This is a genomic window from Nocardioides antri, from assembly GCF_008373765.1.
Taxonomy (GTDB): Bacteria; Actinomycetota; Actinomycetes; order Propionibacteriales; family Nocardioidaceae; genus Nocardioides; species Nocardioides antri.
Genome location: NZ_VUJW01000008.1, coordinates 239,047 through 254,224 on the forward strand (window position 1 = coordinate 239,047; position 15,178 = coordinate 254,224).

The 15,178-nt window shown below is 71.4% G+C and carries 19 protein-coding genes; 12 read left to right on the forward strand and 7 right to left on the reverse strand.

The features are described from left to right. Positions 1–11 precede the first annotated feature (11 nt). A complete protein-coding gene (locus F0U47_RS14300) occupies positions 12–611 on the reverse strand; it encodes a TetR/AcrR family transcriptional regulator (RefSeq protein WP_149751139.1) in 600 nt (199 codons plus the stop codon). A gap of 109 nt (positions 612–720) precedes the next feature. On the opposite strand from F0U47_RS14300, the gene F0U47_RS14305 reads away from it, so the two are divergent. The 4 genes from F0U47_RS14305 (at position 721) to F0U47_RS14320 (ending at position 4,592) form a co-directional block, all read left to right on the forward strand. Beyond that, a complete protein-coding gene (locus F0U47_RS14305) occupies positions 721–2,214 on the forward strand; it encodes a flavin monoamine oxidase family protein (RefSeq protein WP_149751140.1) in 1,494 nt (497 codons plus the stop codon). After that, on the forward strand, positions 2,211–3,329 hold the full coding sequence (locus tag F0U47_RS14310; RefSeq protein ID WP_149751141.1) for an SMP-30/gluconolactonase/LRE family protein: 1,119 nt from the start codon (positions 2,211–2,213) through the stop codon (positions 3,327–3,329). Before F0U47_RS14305 ends, F0U47_RS14310 begins: the two co-directional genes overlap by 4 nt. 58 nt (positions 3,330–3,387) lie before the next feature. After that, positions 3,388–4,272: a universal stress protein gene (locus F0U47_RS14315; protein WP_149751142.1), complete on the forward strand. Its 885-nt coding sequence runs from the start codon at positions 3,388–3,390 to the stop codon at positions 4,270–4,272. A gap of 77 nt (positions 4,273–4,349) precedes the next feature. Then, positions 4,350–4,592, forward strand: a complete 243-nt coding sequence (locus F0U47_RS14320) for a DUF3263 domain-containing protein (RefSeq protein WP_149751143.1) — start codon at positions 4,350–4,352, stop codon at positions 4,590–4,592. A gap of 20 nt (positions 4,593–4,612) precedes the next feature. Here the strand turns inward: F0U47_RS14320 and F0U47_RS14325 are convergent, their stop codons facing one another. From F0U47_RS14325 to F0U47_RS14340, 4 genes are all read right to left on the reverse strand, one after another. Continuing rightward, positions 4,613–4,819 carry a hypothetical protein gene (locus F0U47_RS14325; RefSeq protein WP_149751144.1) on the reverse strand — a complete coding sequence of 69 codons (207 nt, stop codon included), beginning with the start codon at positions 4,817–4,819 and terminating at the stop codon, positions 4,613–4,615. Between the two features lie 381 nt (positions 4,820–5,200). Then, entirely contained in the window at positions 5,201–5,845 is a 645-nt protein-coding gene (locus F0U47_RS14330) for a response regulator (protein WP_149751145.1), read from the reverse strand. Continuing rightward, positions 5,838–7,319, reverse strand: a complete 1,482-nt coding sequence (locus F0U47_RS14335; RefSeq protein ID WP_149751146.1) for a sensor histidine kinase — start codon at positions 7,317–7,319, stop codon at positions 5,838–5,840. The genes F0U47_RS14330 and F0U47_RS14335 overlap by 8 nt, the downstream gene beginning before the upstream one ends. Positions 7,320–7,323: 4 nt before the next feature. After that, positions 7,324–7,992 carry a DUF4386 family protein gene (locus F0U47_RS14340; protein ID WP_188111361.1) on the reverse strand — a complete coding sequence of 223 codons (669 nt, stop codon included), beginning with the start codon at positions 7,990–7,992 and terminating at the stop codon, positions 7,324–7,326. A 409-nt stretch (positions 7,993–8,401) separates the two neighbouring features. Here F0U47_RS14340 and F0U47_RS14345 point away from each other — a divergent pair, with 409 nt between their 5' ends. Beyond that, positions 8,402–9,016, forward strand: a complete 615-nt coding sequence (locus F0U47_RS14345; protein WP_149751147.1) for a hypothetical protein — start codon at positions 8,402–8,404, stop codon at positions 9,014–9,016. Positions 9,017–9,202: 186 nt separating this feature from the next. Then, on the forward strand, positions 9,203–9,652 hold the full coding sequence (locus F0U47_RS14350; RefSeq protein WP_149751148.1) for a hypothetical protein: 450 nt from the start codon (positions 9,203–9,205) through the stop codon (positions 9,650–9,652). Positions 9,653–9,710: 58 nt separating this feature from the next. On the opposite strand, the gene F0U47_RS14355 is transcribed toward F0U47_RS14350, so the two are convergent. Continuing rightward, positions 9,711–10,313, reverse strand: coding sequence for an antibiotic biosynthesis monooxygenase family protein (locus tag F0U47_RS14355; protein WP_149751149.1), 603 nt, complete (start codon positions 10,311–10,313; stop codon positions 9,711–9,713). A gap of 105 nt (positions 10,314–10,418) precedes the next feature. Continuing rightward, positions 10,419–11,198 (reverse strand): IclR family transcriptional regulator, encoded by a 780-nt coding sequence (locus F0U47_RS14360; protein WP_149751150.1) that lies wholly within the window; start codon positions 11,196–11,198, stop codon positions 10,419–10,421. Between the two features lie 126 nt (positions 11,199–11,324). Between F0U47_RS14360 and F0U47_RS14365 the strand changes: the two genes are divergently transcribed. The 6 genes from F0U47_RS14365 (at position 11,325) to pucL (ending at position 15,176) form a co-directional block, all read left to right on the forward strand. Next, on the forward strand, positions 11,325–12,578 hold the full coding sequence (locus tag F0U47_RS14365) for a DUF6986 family protein (RefSeq protein WP_149751151.1): 1,254 nt from the start codon (positions 11,325–11,327) through the stop codon (positions 12,576–12,578). 29 nt (positions 12,579–12,607) lie between these two features. Beyond that, the gene (locus F0U47_RS14370; RefSeq protein WP_149751152.1) at positions 12,608–12,850 is read left to right on the forward strand and encodes a thiamine-binding protein; all 243 of its coding nucleotides are present in this window, start codon (positions 12,608–12,610) and stop codon (positions 12,848–12,850) included. Continuing rightward, entirely contained in the window at positions 12,843–13,262 is a 420-nt protein-coding gene (locus F0U47_RS14375) for a helix-turn-helix domain-containing protein (RefSeq protein ID WP_149751153.1), read from the forward strand. The genes F0U47_RS14370 and F0U47_RS14375 overlap by 8 nt, the downstream gene beginning before the upstream one ends. A 164-nt stretch (positions 13,263–13,426) precedes the next feature. Further along, positions 13,427–13,921: a 2-oxo-4-hydroxy-4-carboxy-5-ureidoimidazoline decarboxylase gene (uraD, locus tag F0U47_RS14380; RefSeq protein ID WP_149751154.1), complete on the forward strand. Its 495-nt coding sequence runs from the start codon at positions 13,427–13,429 to the stop codon at positions 13,919–13,921. Beyond that, positions 13,918–14,250, forward strand: a complete 333-nt coding sequence (uraH, locus tag F0U47_RS14385; protein ID WP_149751155.1) for a hydroxyisourate hydrolase — start codon at positions 13,918–13,920, stop codon at positions 14,248–14,250. Before uraD ends, uraH begins: the two co-directional genes overlap by 4 nt. A gap of 5 nt (positions 14,251–14,255) precedes the next feature. Continuing rightward, complete coding sequence (pucL, locus tag F0U47_RS14390; RefSeq protein ID WP_149751156.1) at positions 14,256–15,176, forward strand: factor-independent urate hydroxylase; 921 nt, start codon at positions 14,256–14,258, stop codon at positions 15,174–15,176. The last annotated feature ends 2 nt before the right edge of the window (positions 15,177–15,178 follow it).

A 15,178-nucleotide genomic window follows, 5' to 3' on the forward strand; every position in this document is an offset into this window, starting at 1 on the left:
GACCGGGCCGGTCAGCTCGCCGCGGCCTCCGGCTGCAGCATGACCTCGTCGATGTGGTGGGCGAGCAGGTCGAGGACCTGGCGGGCGCTGCGGTCGTCGCGGCGCACCAGCCAGTCGAGCGTCAGGCCGTCGATCATGGCCGCGCAGTAGCGCCCGATCGTCTCGAGGGGCACGGCCGGTTCGGCGCCGAGCGCGTCCAGGATCGCGATGAACGCGTGGGCGTAGTGGTCGTACTGCTGGCGCGCGACCGCGGCATAGCCGGGCGTGCGGAGGCAGTACTGCGTGAGTTCGTAGGTGAGCAGATGGCGGTCGGGGTTGGACGTGACGTGCGACCAGTAGGCGGCGAGCCCGGCCCGGATCATCTGCTGGCGGGTCGCGCCCGCCTCGAATGACGCCTCGGCGAGGTCCACCGTCGTGCCGACCAGGCTCTTGATGACCGCATCGAGGAGCTCCTGCTTGGAGTCGAAGCAGTAGTGGAAGACGCTCAGCGACGTCCCGGCCTCCGCGACGATCGCCCGGGTGGTGGCCTTCGGGACGCCGTCGCGGGTGAGGACGGCGATGGCGGCGTCCACGAGCTGCTGCCGTCGCTGTGCCAGCGGCATGCGCGCCATTCGCGATCCTCCTTCTGCCTCTTCTGTCTCAGCCTATGTGTCTGGCGTAACGACGAACGGGCGGTCTCGTTAGGTTCTAGGTCAAGTGACCTGATGGCGCGAGGTGGACATGGGTACAGGGCTCGGACGTCGGCAGCTGCTCGGCGGTCTCGCGATCGGCGCGGCAGGCACGACGGGTCTGGCCAGCGGGCCGTGGACCTCGGCCCCCGCGACCGCAGCCACGACGAGCGGGCCGCTGCCCGACCGGGTGGACGTGGTCGTGGTCGGCGCCGGCATCTCCGGGCTGACGGCCGCGCGAGTGCTGCGGGCGCGCGGTGCGAAGGTCCTCGTCGTGGAGGCGCGGGACCGGGTGGGCGGCCGGGTCCTCAACCACCACCTGCGTGCGGGCGGCGTCATCGAGGCTGGTGGCGCCTTCGTCGGCCCGACGCAGGACCGCATCCTCCGGCTCGCCGACGAGCTCGGCGTGCGGACCTTCAAGGAGTACGTCGAGGGCGAGAACGTCTACGTCAAGAACGGCCGCCGCTCGACGTACACCGGCACCGTCCCGCCGGACCCGAGCATCCTGGTCGACGCCGCCCTGCTGCAGGAGCGGATCAACGGCATGGCCTCGGAGATCGCCGTCGACGCGCCGTGGAGCCATCCGCGGGCTGCCGAGTGGGACGCCGTCACCGTGAAGGAGTGGGTGGCGCGGCAGACGCTCTCGACCGACACCGACACGCTCCTGGAGTGCTACTTCCAGCCGAGCTTCGGCTCCGACGCCGGGAACGTCTCGGTGCTCTTCCTCGCGTGGTTCATCGCGACCGCCGGCAACGAGCGCCACGTGGGGACGTTCGAGCGCTCCTCCAGCACGGCTGGCGGGGCGCAGGACTCCCGGTTCAAGCTCGGCTCGCAGATGGTGCCGATCCGGATGGCGCGCGAGCTGGGTGACCGGGTCGCGCTCCGCGCGCCGGTGCGACGCATCGTCCAGCGCGACGCCTGGGCCCACGTCCACACCGACCGCGGCACCGTGCGGGCGAAGCGGGTGGTCGTCGCGTGCCCGCCGCCGCTGGTGCTCGACATCGACTGGTCGCCGCAGCTGCCGGCACGGCGCCGGCACCTGCTGGCGGGCATGCCGATGGGCAACCTGATGAAGTGCGACGCGGTCTACGAGACCCCGTTCTGGCGCAAGGCCGGTCTGTCCGGGTCGGGGCTGTCCCACGAGGGTGCGACCCGCGTCGTCTTCGACAACACGCCCGCCTCCGGCGCGCCGGGCGTGCTGCTGGCGTTCGTCGGTGGGTCGACGTGGCGGACCTACGGCCGCCTGCCCCGGGCCGAGCGGAAGCGGGCCGTGCTCGAGGGCTTCGCCGAGATGTTCGGCGAGCAGGCGCTGCACCCGATCGAGTACACCGAGCACGACTGGACGCTCGAGCGGTGGACCGCCGGCGGCCCGATCGCGCTCCCGCGGCCGGGGGTGATCTCCACCCACGGCCCGGAGATCCGTCGCCCGTTCGGCCGGGTGCACTGGGCGGGCACCGAGACGTCCACCTACTGGTCCGGCTTCATGGACGGCGCCGTGCGGGCGGGGGAGAGGGCCGCGCGCGAGGTGCTGGACAAGCTGTCATGACCGTCCGACGCACGACCCTCGCCGCACTGCTCGGCGCGATCCTCGGCTCGCTCCTCGTGGTCCTCGCCCCGGCCGGCGGGTCCGGAACCGTCGCCGACGAGCGCGAGCGCTGGCACACCGAGGTCCTCGCCAAGGTCCAGGCGCCCGGGTACCCGGCGAACGTGGTGGTCCACCCGAACGGACGGGTCTACGCCGGCACCTTCTCGAACCCGCGCGGCGACACCGTGCCGTCGATCGTCCGCGAGTGGTCTCGACGCGGCGACCTGCTCCGGTCGTGGGAGGTGCCGGGCCAGGACCTCGAGGCCAGCCACGGCGTGCAGGTGGCGAACGTCGACGCCCGGGGACGGCTGGTCGTGCTCGAGAAGAGCACCGGCAAGGTGATGCGACTGGACCTCGAGAGCGGCCGCTGGTCGACGTACTCCCGGCTCCGCGACCTCCCGGCCTGCGCGCCCGGACAGCCCGGCGAGGGCTGCACGCCGAACCTCCACGACGCCGGCCCGATCCCGAACTACGCCGCCTGGGGGCCGGACGGCGCGCTCTACCTCACCGACTACGGCCAGGCCGTGCTCTGGAGGGTCCCGCCGGGCGGCGGCCGGGCGCGGGTGTGGCTCGCGGACAGGCGGCTGGACGGGATCGAACTCGGCACCGCGGGCCTGGCGCTCGGGCCGGGACGCCGCGCGCTGTTCGTCATGCAGCAGACGTCGCTCGGTCTCGGCGACCCGGCTGTCGCACAGGGCAAGCTCTACCGGGTGCCGCTGCGCGGTGAGCGGACGCTGACGAAGCTCTGGCAGTCGCGGCCGATGGACCTGCCGGACGGCTTCAGCTTCGCCCGCTCCGGCCGGGTCTACGTCGCCAACGCCGGGAGCAACCAGCTCGTGGTGCTCGACGAGGACTTCACCGAGGTCGAGCGGGTGCCGGCGCTTCCCCTGGCCGGCGACAACGGCTCGGCGGTCCCCTACGACACCCCGTCGAACGTCACGTTCGCCGGCCGCAGCGTGCTGGTCGCCAACCAGAGCTTCTTCGGCACGACCGACCACCACGCGATCCTCGACGTGCACGTCGGGGAGCGGGGAGTGCCGGTCTTCGTCCCCCGTGGTGCGGGAGTGCGTCGCTAGGGGTGATGCCCAGGGACCGGTGCTGGGAATCGGAGCCGATGCGTGCTTCGATCGAGGCATGGACGCGCTGCGGATCCCCGCGGGAGCCGTCGTGGTCGGCATCGACGGCTCGGAGCACTCCTCCCGCGCCCTCGCCTGGGCCGCCGACCAGGCGGAGCGCGAGCAGCGGCCGCTGATGGTCCTGCACGCCCTCGGCGCGGTCGACCCGTACTGGATGGCCCAGCCGCTCGTCGACGTCCACGCCCTCAAGAAGTCGATGGTCGAGGGCGCGGAAGGGCTGTTGGCGAGTGCGCGGGACGTGGCGCTCGCCGAGCACCCGCACCTGGAGGTCACCACCGGCTGGAGGTCCGAGGACGCCCGCCATCTCCTGATCGAGGCGTCCGAGCACGCCGGCCTCGTCGTCGTCGGCTCGCACGGGCGCGGTCCGGTCAAGCGGCTGCTGCTCGGTTCGGTCTCGGTCGGCCTGACCCGCCACGCGCACTGCCCGGTGGCGGTCGTGCGCCTCGGTCGTGGGGTGCCGTCGGGAGGCGGCGTCCTGGTCGGCGTCGACGCCAGCGACCGCTCGCTGCCGACGCTCGACCAGGCCTTCCGGCTCGCCGCCTCCCGCGGTGCACCGCTCACCGTCGCGCACTGCTTCTGGGCGGCGGGGGCCGGCATCGACCTGCCGACGCGCGAGGTGTCGGACAAGGTCCACGTCGAGCACCGGCAGATCGTCGCCGAGATGCTGAGCACCTTCCGGGCGCGCCATCCCGACGTGCCGGTCACGGTCGAGCTCGCGCACGGGCTGGCCGACGACGTGCTCCTCGACCTGGCCCACGGGAAGGACGTGGCAGTCGTGGGCTCACGCGAGCGCTCGACGCTCACCGACCTCCTGCTCGGATCCGTCGCGGCCACGCTGGTCGAGCACGCCCCGTGCACGGTGGTCGTCGTCCCCCGGCCGTGACGAGGACCACGCCAGGATCTCCGTCCGTGACGTGAGAACGCGGCCGATCCGTCATTCCAGGCCGCCACGGTGGAGTCATGCACCTGACCGAGCTCGAGCGCTCCCTGCTCGCCTTCGAGCGGCACTGGTGGCGGTACGGCGCCAGCCGCGCCGACGCGGCGCGCCGCCGGTTCGGTCTCAGCGGGTCCGACCACGGCCGCATCGTCAGCGACCTCATCGACCGCGAGGAGGCGCTCGCGCACGACCCCGTGCTGGTGCGCCGGCTCCGCCGCATGCGCGCGACCCGGCGGATCCAGCGCTCGGAGCGCCGGGTCGCCTGACCGGCCAGGAAGACCTGTCGTCAGCCGTACCGCGACCCGGTCCGCTGCTGCCCCTGGACCGGCCTCAGCTGGTCGGGGGAGAGCCACTCGAGGGCGACCCGGCCGCGCGGATCGACGTACACGACCTGTGCCTCCCACTCAGGCGACTGCCGCCACCCGAGGACCAGACCGGGCATCTCGGTGGGCGTGAACGACGGCCGCACCCACACGTGCCGCACGCCACCCATCCATCCACAATAGAACAGATGTTCCCTTAAGGACCCACTGACGTGTCGTTGAAGTGGCCGAGAACACCATCACTGCCATTCAAGCCCCCGTGACGACAATGGCGAGGCGGGCATCGATGCGAGCTGACAACAGCCCCACCTTCTCGCTGCTGCCCAGCAGCGTGCCGAGCACGCCAAGCCACGTGACGGGCCGGCGGAACGGGCGCCCACGGGGCGCTGCGCGCGGCCAACACAGGGCACGTCCCGACAGGCCGCGGCAAGAGGTAAGCATGCTCGCCCGCTGCCGTGCGCGACGCCCGACTATGCCGCGAGATCAGGCGAGCGTCGTACCGTCTGCAGTAGACCAGAATGGCTCAAGCATTTCCGCGACGTCGAGGCGGCTCAACGTCGGCCGAGGCCGGCGTCGCGGGCGCGGGCGACGGCTTCGGTGCGCGTGCAGCCGAGCTTTGTGAGGATGCTCGAGACGTGGTTCTTGGCCGTCTTCGGTGATACGACCAGCGACGCGGCGATCTCGGCGTTGGATCGACCAGCGGCGATGAGGTCGAGCACCTCTACCTCGCGGCCCGAGAGTGTCGGGAACACGGAGTCAACGGCCACCGTCGTGCGCCGACCGGCCTGGGCGAGTACGGCGGCGGCGACCTGCTCGCCGAAAACAACCTGACCCCGCGCGACAGCCTGGAGGGCGCGCTCGATGTCCTCTGGCTCGGCGCCCTTGACGAGGTAGCCCTGGGCACCGGCTCTCAGCGCAGCCGTGAGCACTGGCGTGTCCTCCGACATGGTCAGCACCAAGATCGCTAGGTCCGGGTTCGCAGCCTTGAACAGTCCGGTCGCCTCGATTCCATCGACGCCGGGCAGCCCGAGGTCGAGCACGACGAGATCGGCCTCCGAGGCTCGTGGCAGTGCGCTCTCGGCGTCGGCGTACGACCCGATGACCTGCCATCCGTGCATCCCGTCGACGAGGGAGCCGACCGCCTGCCGGTAGAGCGGATGGTCCTCGACCACGAGAACACGCACGGACTCAGTCATGGTCGGCCGCCGGTAGCCAGGCGTGGACTGCGGTGCCTGCAGGCGCAGTGGACCTGACCGTGAGTCGGCCTCCGACCTCGTCCGCCCGGTCGGACATGCCGCGGAGGCCCACGCCCGGCACGCGGTCGTCGGCAAGGCCGCGGCCGTCGTCGGCCACGTTCACGGCGACCCCGTCGTCGTACGCGACGTGGACCTGGACGTGCTGCGCGTCCGCGTGACGTACTGCGTTCGTGACCGCCTCCATGACGATCCGGAAGGCGGCCACCTCGACCGCGGGGGTCAGCGGGGGGAGTGCGTCGACGGTGAGAGTGACCCGCGGGCCGAAGCGCTGGAGTGGTTCGATGGACTCGGTGAGCGCGCCGGCCAGGCCGAGCTCGTTGAGTGCAGCCGGGCGCAGGCCGTCGCAGATGCGGCGTACCTCGGACACGGCTCTCTGCACCTCGTCCGCGAGCTCGCGTACGACGCCGTTGTCGCCGGCGTCCTTGCGCTGCTCCAGTTGACGCAGGCCGAGCCCGATCGCGGCGAGCGAGGGGCCGAGGCCGTCGTGCAGGTCGCGACGCAGCCGGACGCGTTCCTCCTCGCGCTCGTTGACTATGTGCCGGCGGGAGGCCGACAGGTCCTTGACGCGCCGGTTCAGTCCCTCGACGTCCGCGCGCTGGTCGAGCAGCGAGTGGCGTACGACGGCGGCCCCGACCGTGACGGGCAGCGCGGTCGCCGCAGCCAGTGCCAGCAGATTGGTGGTCACGTCGTCGCTCTCAGGGAGTGAGGCGGCCACGACGACCAGAGCGCCAGCGAGCGAGAAGCCGCCGACCTGGCCACGGACGTCACCGCCCGTCGGAGCTCGCCGGAACTTGACGACTAGAGCCACCACCCCGAGCGCCGCGCCCAGCATGAGGAGTCCGAAACCGACCCCTCCGGCGACCTCCCACAGACCCCGGCTCCCAAACCCGACCGGGTTGTCGAACTTGGTGTGGTCCGCAAGCGGACCGGGTGGGAGCGCCGCGGACGCGGTGAGCGTCGCCATACCGGTCAGGCCGATGGCGGCGGCAGGCCACCACCGGCGACCGGGCAGGTGACCGTCGGGATAGAGCAGCAGCCCGACCCCGAGGAGCGGCGCGGCCCCGAGTGACCACACCCAGTTCGAGACCCATGCAGCGAAGGCGTCGCCGGCCACGTCGCTGCGGGCCCAGCCGTGGGCCGGGAGTACGAACGCGGCGCCGAGGCCGACCACCGTGTAGAGCACGGCCAGACGACGCAGGCCGACCGGGTGCGGGCGGGTCGACCAGATCCCGGCCGCGACGGTGCTGAACCCGATGGCGAGCGGCACGTTGACCCACGCCTCCCCTTTGATCCAATTTCCGTCAGGATCGGTGAGGCCAAGGGCGAGGCCAGCCGAGACGAGGCCCGTCGCGAGGGCGGGCAGCGCGAGCCACGGCCACCATGCGGCGACCGTGGCTCCACGCGACGTACTCACCTCGTCATTCTGTTGCAGCGGCGTGAGGGTCGACCCGTTTTGCGGGAATCACCGAAGCGGCGTCGTCGGGGCGCATGACCGACGTGATAGCGACGGCGATCATCCAGACGAGGCAGAGGAGGAACGGGATCGGCACGTAGCTGTCCGGCCGGGTTATCCCGACGATGCCGGCGGCGACTCCGAGCCCGCCCGCGACAGCTGCCCACCAGGAGAGCCAGCGGGGGAACTCGGTGGCCAGGAGCCCGATCCCGGCCGCAAGGAATGCGACGCACATCAGGAAGCCGGAGACCACGAACGACTGGTCGTTCATCGAGATCAGCGCCTCCGCCGTCACGGCATCGAGCTTCTCCGGGATGGAGTGCACGACCATCATCGGCCCGGCGGACCCGACCTTCACCGCGAGCATGGCCGTGCCGGTGATCGCCGTCGTGACCGCGGCGACCGATGCGCGCTCGAAGAGGAAGGTGACAAGCCAGGCGAAGAGTACGGCGAGCGCGGCGAAGCCGAGCAGCTCGAGCGTCAGGCCGACGTACGCGATCGTGGGGAGCCCATCCCGGGCGTCGGCGAGGATCTTGTCGCCGTCGGTGCCGGGGCCGGCCCATAGCCCGTTGCCCGCGAGTGGGCCCAGGCTGGCAAGGAGCGCCGAGATGACGAGGGTTCGGTTTCGTTTCATGTCCCGACTGTCGTGGTCGACCCCGTCCCGGCGCATGGGCTCACGGTCCCGTCTTTGCGGGACCCGGGCGCTCGGCCGCAGTTGAGTCCCGCCGAATGCTGCAAATCGGCATGACCGCGCGCAAGGCGGCCGGCTGTCACGCCATGTCGCAGGTGCCATGGTCAGGGCGCAGGTCTGGCGGTGGGGGCTCAAGGGTGCAAGTGTTCGAAGACGTACTCGCGGTGTCCCGGTGCCGGGACTGTCCGAAAATCTTTACCTTTTTGCCGAGTGCTAATTCCTCAGGCTCGGGGTAATGAGCGGTCGCCCAGTTGACACGCGGATTCTCGGGGCGTCAAGCAGCCGGGCGTGCTCCCTCCTCGAGAAAGACATGGACATGGACAAGCGGCTACTTTGTGCTGCCCTCTTGGTCATGGGGACCCTGGCAGCGCCCGTCACGCTGAGCCCCTCCGCACAAGGCTCCTCCACCCAAGCCGCCGGCGTGGTCACCGACCTCGTCTGCGACAACACCAGGAACGACCCGTTCACGGGCACCTACACGAACGTCACCGTGCCTGCAGGCGCCTCCTGCTACCTCAGGAACGCCCTGGTGACCGGCAACTTGAAGGCGCTGCACGGTTCGGGCAGCGTGTTCGTCATCAACACTGAGGTCCAGCGGAACATCCACATCCGCGGGTCCGAGCGCACCGTGAAGATCGGCACCCCGGGCTGTCGGGTCGACCCGCCGGTCGGCAACAACATCAAGGTGACGCGTTCCCACAACGTCGCGATCTGCTGGATGACCGTCAACAACAACATCAGGGTCACCCGCAACGACGGTCGGATCATGCTGCGGGACAACAATGTGGGCCGCAACATCGCGGTGAACAACAACCTGGCCTACAACCACCAGCCCGGTGACGGGCGCCACCACCGGATCGGCGCGATCCGGCTGAAGCGCAACGTGGCCGGCAGCCACATCACCGTGCTGCGCAACGCGAACCGCGGGCTGATCCTGGTCGACAACACGCCGACTCCGGAGACCTGAGGGGGGCCGCGCGCGGTCGCGTCGCCGACGACCACGGCTTCCCGCGTCAGGTGAGGCCGTGTCGACGGCGTACGCGGCCGCCGCGGTGCGCAACGGGAGCACGATCGCCGCTGAGCGGCCCGGAGCTGGGACAAGATCCAGCGGGAGATGGACGGCCGCTGGGCACCTCTGGATAGCGTGCTCGACGTGGCACCGAGAGCGAGAGCCCTCACCCCGGAGTCGCTCGGCGCCTGGGTGCTCAAGACCAATCCCCGACAGCAGCCCGTCGGGGAGCTCGTGCGGAGCGGCTTCCGGACGGTCACCGCTCGGTGCGTGCGGCCGACGTACCGCGCCGACCTGATCGCCGCCGGTCAGCCCGTGCTCCTCTGGGTCAGCGGTGGCGACCCGAGCATCCCGGCGGGCATCTACGCGCAGGGCCGCACGACCGGCGCGGCCGAGCCCGGGTCGCCCGAGCTCACGATGCCGGTCGAGCTCGGGCCCGTGGAGCCGCCGGTCCTGCGCGCGGAGCTGGTCGAGCATCCGCTCCTCGGGCAGATCGAGGTGCTGAAGATGGCGGCCGGCAGCAACCCGTCGTTCATCACGCGCGAGGGGCTGCGCGAGCTGACCAGGCGGTGGCCGCAGGTGACGGTCGGGTGACGGCCACCTTGCGGCCGAGCCCGCCCAGGGGGACGGGCTCGGTCGAACGAGGTGATCGTCAGGCCATCTCAGGGACGTGCAGGTGCGCGTAGGCGAGGTCGAACTCGTGGACGTCGACGATCTCGCCGCCCGTCTCGTTCGCGGCCCGGCTGCGCATGTCGTCGGCCGCTGCGCGGCTGGCTTCCATGGCCGCGCGCGACTCCCAGGTCGTGGTGGCGCAGCCCAGCCCGGTCGACCGGTTCACCAGCAGGCTGGCACTGCAGAACCCGTCGGTCCGCTCGAGCTCGGGCAGGATCCCGGTGCGGAACGTCTCCGTCAGGCTGTCGACGTCCCCTTGCAGCCAGCTGACCCGGCAGCACTCGCCGTGCTGGTTGCGGTGCATGAGGAGGATCTCCCACTCGTCCATCTGCATGGACGCACCGAGGATGTCCCGCCCGCGATCGCGCATCGGACGAAGCTTCTCGTCACTGGCGCGCATGGCCTCCTCGCTCTCCCAGGAGCTGGTGGCGATGCACTGACCGGTTTCGCGATCGACCAGCAGCGAGAGGCCGCGACACCCCTCGATCTGGTCGAGCTGGGGCGCGACCTCGTCCTTGACGAACTTGATGCCCGCGTCGACCTTGTCGGGCTTCCCGTGGAGCGTGGTGGATCGTGCGTACACGGCTCATTCCTCTCTGGGACGGGGCAGTGCCCGGCCGGCACCACCGGTCCTCCCTGCCTACTCCCTTGGACGCGAGGAAGCCATAGCCCGCTGCGCGATTTTGCCTCAGGCCAGGTCGCGCGCCAGCGAAGCACCTGCTTGTCGCATGAGGGGCACGGCGCGCTCCACGAGGTCCTCGGTCATCCGCACGGCCGGGCCCGACAGGGAGAGGGCGAGCCGAGCGGGCGCACCCGGGACGGTCAGCGCGACGCACCGTACGCCCATCTCCTGCTCGCTCTCGTCGATGGCGTACCCCTGCTCGGCGATCCTCTCCAGCGCGGTGAAGAAGGCGTCCTGCTCGGTGATCGTCTGCGGGGTGAAGCGAGGCATGCCGGTGCGGTCCAGGAGCTCCTTGACCTGGTCGGCCGGCATCTCCGCGAGGATCGCCTTGCCCACCGCGGTGCAGTGGGGGAGCACCCGACGGCCGACCTCGGTGAACATCCGCATCGAATGACGCGAGGGCGCCTGGGCGACATAGACCATCTGGTCGCCGTCGAGCATGGCCAGATTGGCCGACTCGCCCAGCTCGTCGACCAGCCGGACGAGGTGCGGCCTCGCCCAGATGTTCAGCATCCGCGCGGAGCTCTCGCCGAGCCGGATCAGCCGGGGGCCGAGTGCGTACTGCCTTGACGGCTCCTGGCGGAGGTACCCGATGTCGACGAGCGTGCGCACCACGCGGTGGATGGTCGGCAGGGGCAGCCCGGAGGCTTCCGACAGGCGCGAGAGGCCCGCCACGCCGCCGAGGTCGGCCATCACCTCGAGCACGGTGAACGCCCGCTCGATGGACTGCACCCCGCCGGTCCGGGCGCGCCGCTCGGGTGCGGCGTCCGCCGCTTCTTCGCTCACGGGTTCTCTCCTCTGGTCACGCGGGCCGCTTCGGCCCACGCCGTTGCGACTTCCGTACAGCAGATAGTAGCCTCCGCGATACGGAAAATCGGACAACCGAAAGAAGCGTGACCTGGTGGTGGCCCCGTGACCTCGCTCGATGAGCTGACCCGCGACCTCGACGCCCGTCTCGCCACCGCCGACGAGGAGCTCGCCCGGGACTTCCCGGGCGACCGGGGCGTGCGGCAACCGGTGCACACGGTCTACGTCCCCGCCGACAGGTACGACGCGGAGACCGTCCCGGCCTGGGGCCGGCAGGCCCGCGCGGTCCTCGAGGAGCACGGCGGGGGACCGGGCGCGTTCGCCGGCCTCCTCGACCTGCCGGCCGGCCTGGCCGACGAGGTCTACGAGCGGGTGCACGCGAAGCTCGGAGCCGAGCCGATCGAGGACCTGAGGATCGACTTCGAGGACGGCTACGGCGCGCGGTCCGACGAGGACGAGGACGCGACCGTGACGGCGGCCGCGACGGCCCTGTCCCGATCGCTGGCCGACGGCGCTGCTGCGCCGTTCCACGGCATCCGGTTCAAGAGCTTCGAGGCGCCGACCCGCGCCCGCGGCGTCCGCACCCTGCACCGGTTCGTCGGCGAGCTCGCCGCAGCCGACGGCCTGGGGGAGGGGTTCGTGCTGACGCTCCCCAAGGTGACCTCGGTGGACCAGGTGGAGGCGATTGTCGTCGCCTGCGCCGCTGTCGAGAAGGCGCACGGGCTCGCGTCCGGCGCGCTCCGGTTCGAGATCCAGGTCGAGACCCCGCAGTCCGTGCTGGGTCCCGACGGCACCGTCCTCGTCGCGCGAATGATCCACGCCGCCGACGGTCGGTGCAGCGGCCTGCACTACGGCACCTACGACTACTCGGCCTCCTGCGGCATCGCCGCGGAGTACCAGAGCATGGAGCATCCCGCCGCGGACCACGCCAAGACCGTCATGCAGGTGGCGGCGGCCGGGACCGGCGTCTTCGTCTCGGACGGCTCGACCAACGTGCTCCCGGTCGGCGACCGTGAGGCGGTGCACGCGGGCTGGCGGCTGCATGCCCGGCTCGTCCGCCGGTCGCTGGAGCGTGGCTTCTACCAGGGGTGGGACCTGCATCCCGCGCAGCTGCCGAGCCGGTTCGCCGCCACCTACGCCTTCTACCGCGAGGGCCTTCCCAGCGCCGCGGCCCGGCTGCGCGCCTACCTCGGCGGCGGCGACTCCGGCTTCCTGGACGAGCCCGCCACCGCGACCGCCCTCGCCGGCTTCGTGCTGCGTGGCGTCGAGTGCGGCGCGGTCGACGAGTCCGAGGTCGAGCGGCTGGTGGACACCGACCGCGACCGGCTCGCGGCGCTCGCACGCCGTCGGTCCTCCTGACCGCCGGTGCGCGCGAGTAACCTTCCCCCATGCGCCTGAGAGCGGAGTTCACCACCGAGCCGTTCCACGGCGAGGGGGAGCCGCCCGCGCACGTGACAGCCGCCCTCGACGCGGTACAGGCGGCGGGCCTGGAGGCGGAGTTCGGCCCTTTCGGGACCTCGGTCACCGGCGACGAGGACACGATGTACGACGCGCTGCCGGCGGTGCTCCGCGCCGCGATCGACAACGGCGCCACCCGGATCACCCTGCAAGTCGAGCGCCCCGATGCCTGAGCAGAGGGCCCGGGGTGACGAGGCCGCGGTCGTCGACGCCGCCCATCCGCTGCTGAGCGCGCTCGAGCCGCTGCTGGAGCGGGTCCAGGGACGGCTCGTGGCGCCGGACGACATGGGCGCGGACGACGTACCCCTCGTGTGGGAGGGCGACGTCGTGGCCGGCGTCCGGCTGCCCTCACCGACTGCCGCCGGGTCCGAGGCGGTGGGCGACCTCGGCCGCCTCCTGGAGGGCCTCGCCGACGAGCTGGGCGTGCCGCTGGTCGAGCTCTCCCGCGCCGAGAAGCAACGCGCGGTGCGGCTGCTGGAGGAGCGCGGGGCGTTCACCTACCGCAAGTCCGCGGAGACCGTCGCCGAGGCCCTCGGGGTCAGCCGGTTCACGGTCTACAACTACCTCAACCGCGCTGGTTCCTAGGCCCGGCTCTCCTCGCTCGTCCCGCCACTCCAGCGACCCGGCTCGCCGGGCGCTGGCGGCCACCTTCCAACAGTTTTTCAACAAACTGTTGACGTGACGGCGGCCACATGCAAGGCTTCCGTTGTTCGGAAGTGCTATTCCACATAGCGAGAAAGGTGGCTGACGTGACCCTGGACGAGTTCAACTCGGCGCCCGCTGACGTGGCCACGTCGGCACTCCTCACGTGCTGCGACGTGCCCGGCTGGGCCGCCACCGTCCGGGACGGCCGGCCCTACCCGGACATCGAGTCCGCCCTCGACGCCGCCGACAAGGCCGCGCGCGAGCTCGCCCCTGCGGACGTGGACCGCGCGCTGGCCGCGCACCCCCGGATCGGGGAGCGTGCGGAAGGCCGCGGCGCCGACGCAGAGCTCTCCCGGGAGGAGCAGTCCGGCGTCTCCACGGACGCCCGGACCCGCAACGCCCTCCTGGAGGGCAACCGCGCCTACGAGGAGCGGTTCGGCCGGGTCTTCCTGATCTGTGCCACCGGCCTCTCCGGAGACGACGTTCTCGCCGCGCTGCGGGAGCGCCTGGGCAACGACGAGCAGACGGAGGCCGCGGTGGTCGCCGACGAGCTGCGCAAGATCGCGGTGCTCCGACTTCGGAAGGTGCTGGCGGGATGAGCCAGGTCACCGCCCACGTCCTCGACACCGCGCGCGGCCGGCCGGCCGCGGGCGTCCCTGTCCGGCTGCTGCGCCTGGTTGCCGACCGCGAGGAGGTCCTCGCCACCTCCCACACCGACGACGACGGCCGCGTGGGAGATCTCGGCCCCGACCAGGTCGCGCCCGGCTCCTACCGGCTCGTGTTCGACGTGGCGGCGTACGCCGCGACGACCGGCCAGGACTGCTTCTTCCCCGAGGTCGCGCTCACCTTCGCGGTGCGCGACGAGAGCCACCACCACGTACCCCTGCTGCTCAGCCCGTTCGCCTACTCCACCTACAGAGGGAGCTGAATCCCATGACCGTTCGCCTAGGCGCCAACCAGTACGGCAAGGCCGAGAACCGAGTCTTCCGCGTCTACCGGGACTCGGCTCGCCACCAGATCCGCGACCTCAACGTCTCCACGTCGCTGCGGGGCCGGTTCGAGGACGCCCACACCGTGGGCGACCAGAAGGACGTCCTCCCGACCGACACCCAGAAGAACACCTGCTTCGCCTTCGCCAAGGAGAAGGGCGTCCGCTCCATCGAGGAGTACGCCCTGACCCTGGCCGACCACTTCATCGCCGCCGCGCCCGCCGCGGACGGGGCGCGGGTCGAGGTCGAGGAGTACCCCTGGGAGCGGATCGCGGTGGACGGCGCAGGGCACGACCACTCCTTCGTCCGCTCCGGTTCCGGGATCCGCACCACCGTGGTCAACGTCGACGGCAGCGGCGCGGACCGTCGGGCCCACGTCGTCTCCGGCATCAACGACCTGACCGTCCTCAAGTCCACCGGCTCGGAGTTCCAGGGCTACCTCAAGGACAAGTACACGACGCTGCAGGAGACCGACGACCGGATCCTCGCCACGTCGCTGGTCGCCCGGTGGCGCTACGACAGCCCGTCCATCGAGCGCGGCGAGATCGACTGGGACAAGTCCTTCGACGGGATCAAGGCGCTGCTCCTGCAGCGGTTCGCCGAGATCCACAGCCTCGCGCTCCAGCAGACGCTCTACGGCATGGGTGAGTCCGTCCTCGAACAGCACCCCGAGGTCGCCGAGATCCGCTTCTCGGCCCCCAACAAGCACCACTTCCTGGTGGACCTGTCGCCCTTCGGCCTGGAGAACGCAGGCGAGGTCTTCGTCGCCGCCGACCGGCCCTACGGGCTGATCGAGGCGACCGTGCTCCGCGAGGACGCCTCCGAGCCCGGCTCGGCCTGGCACGCCGTGCCCGGCTTCTGCTGAGG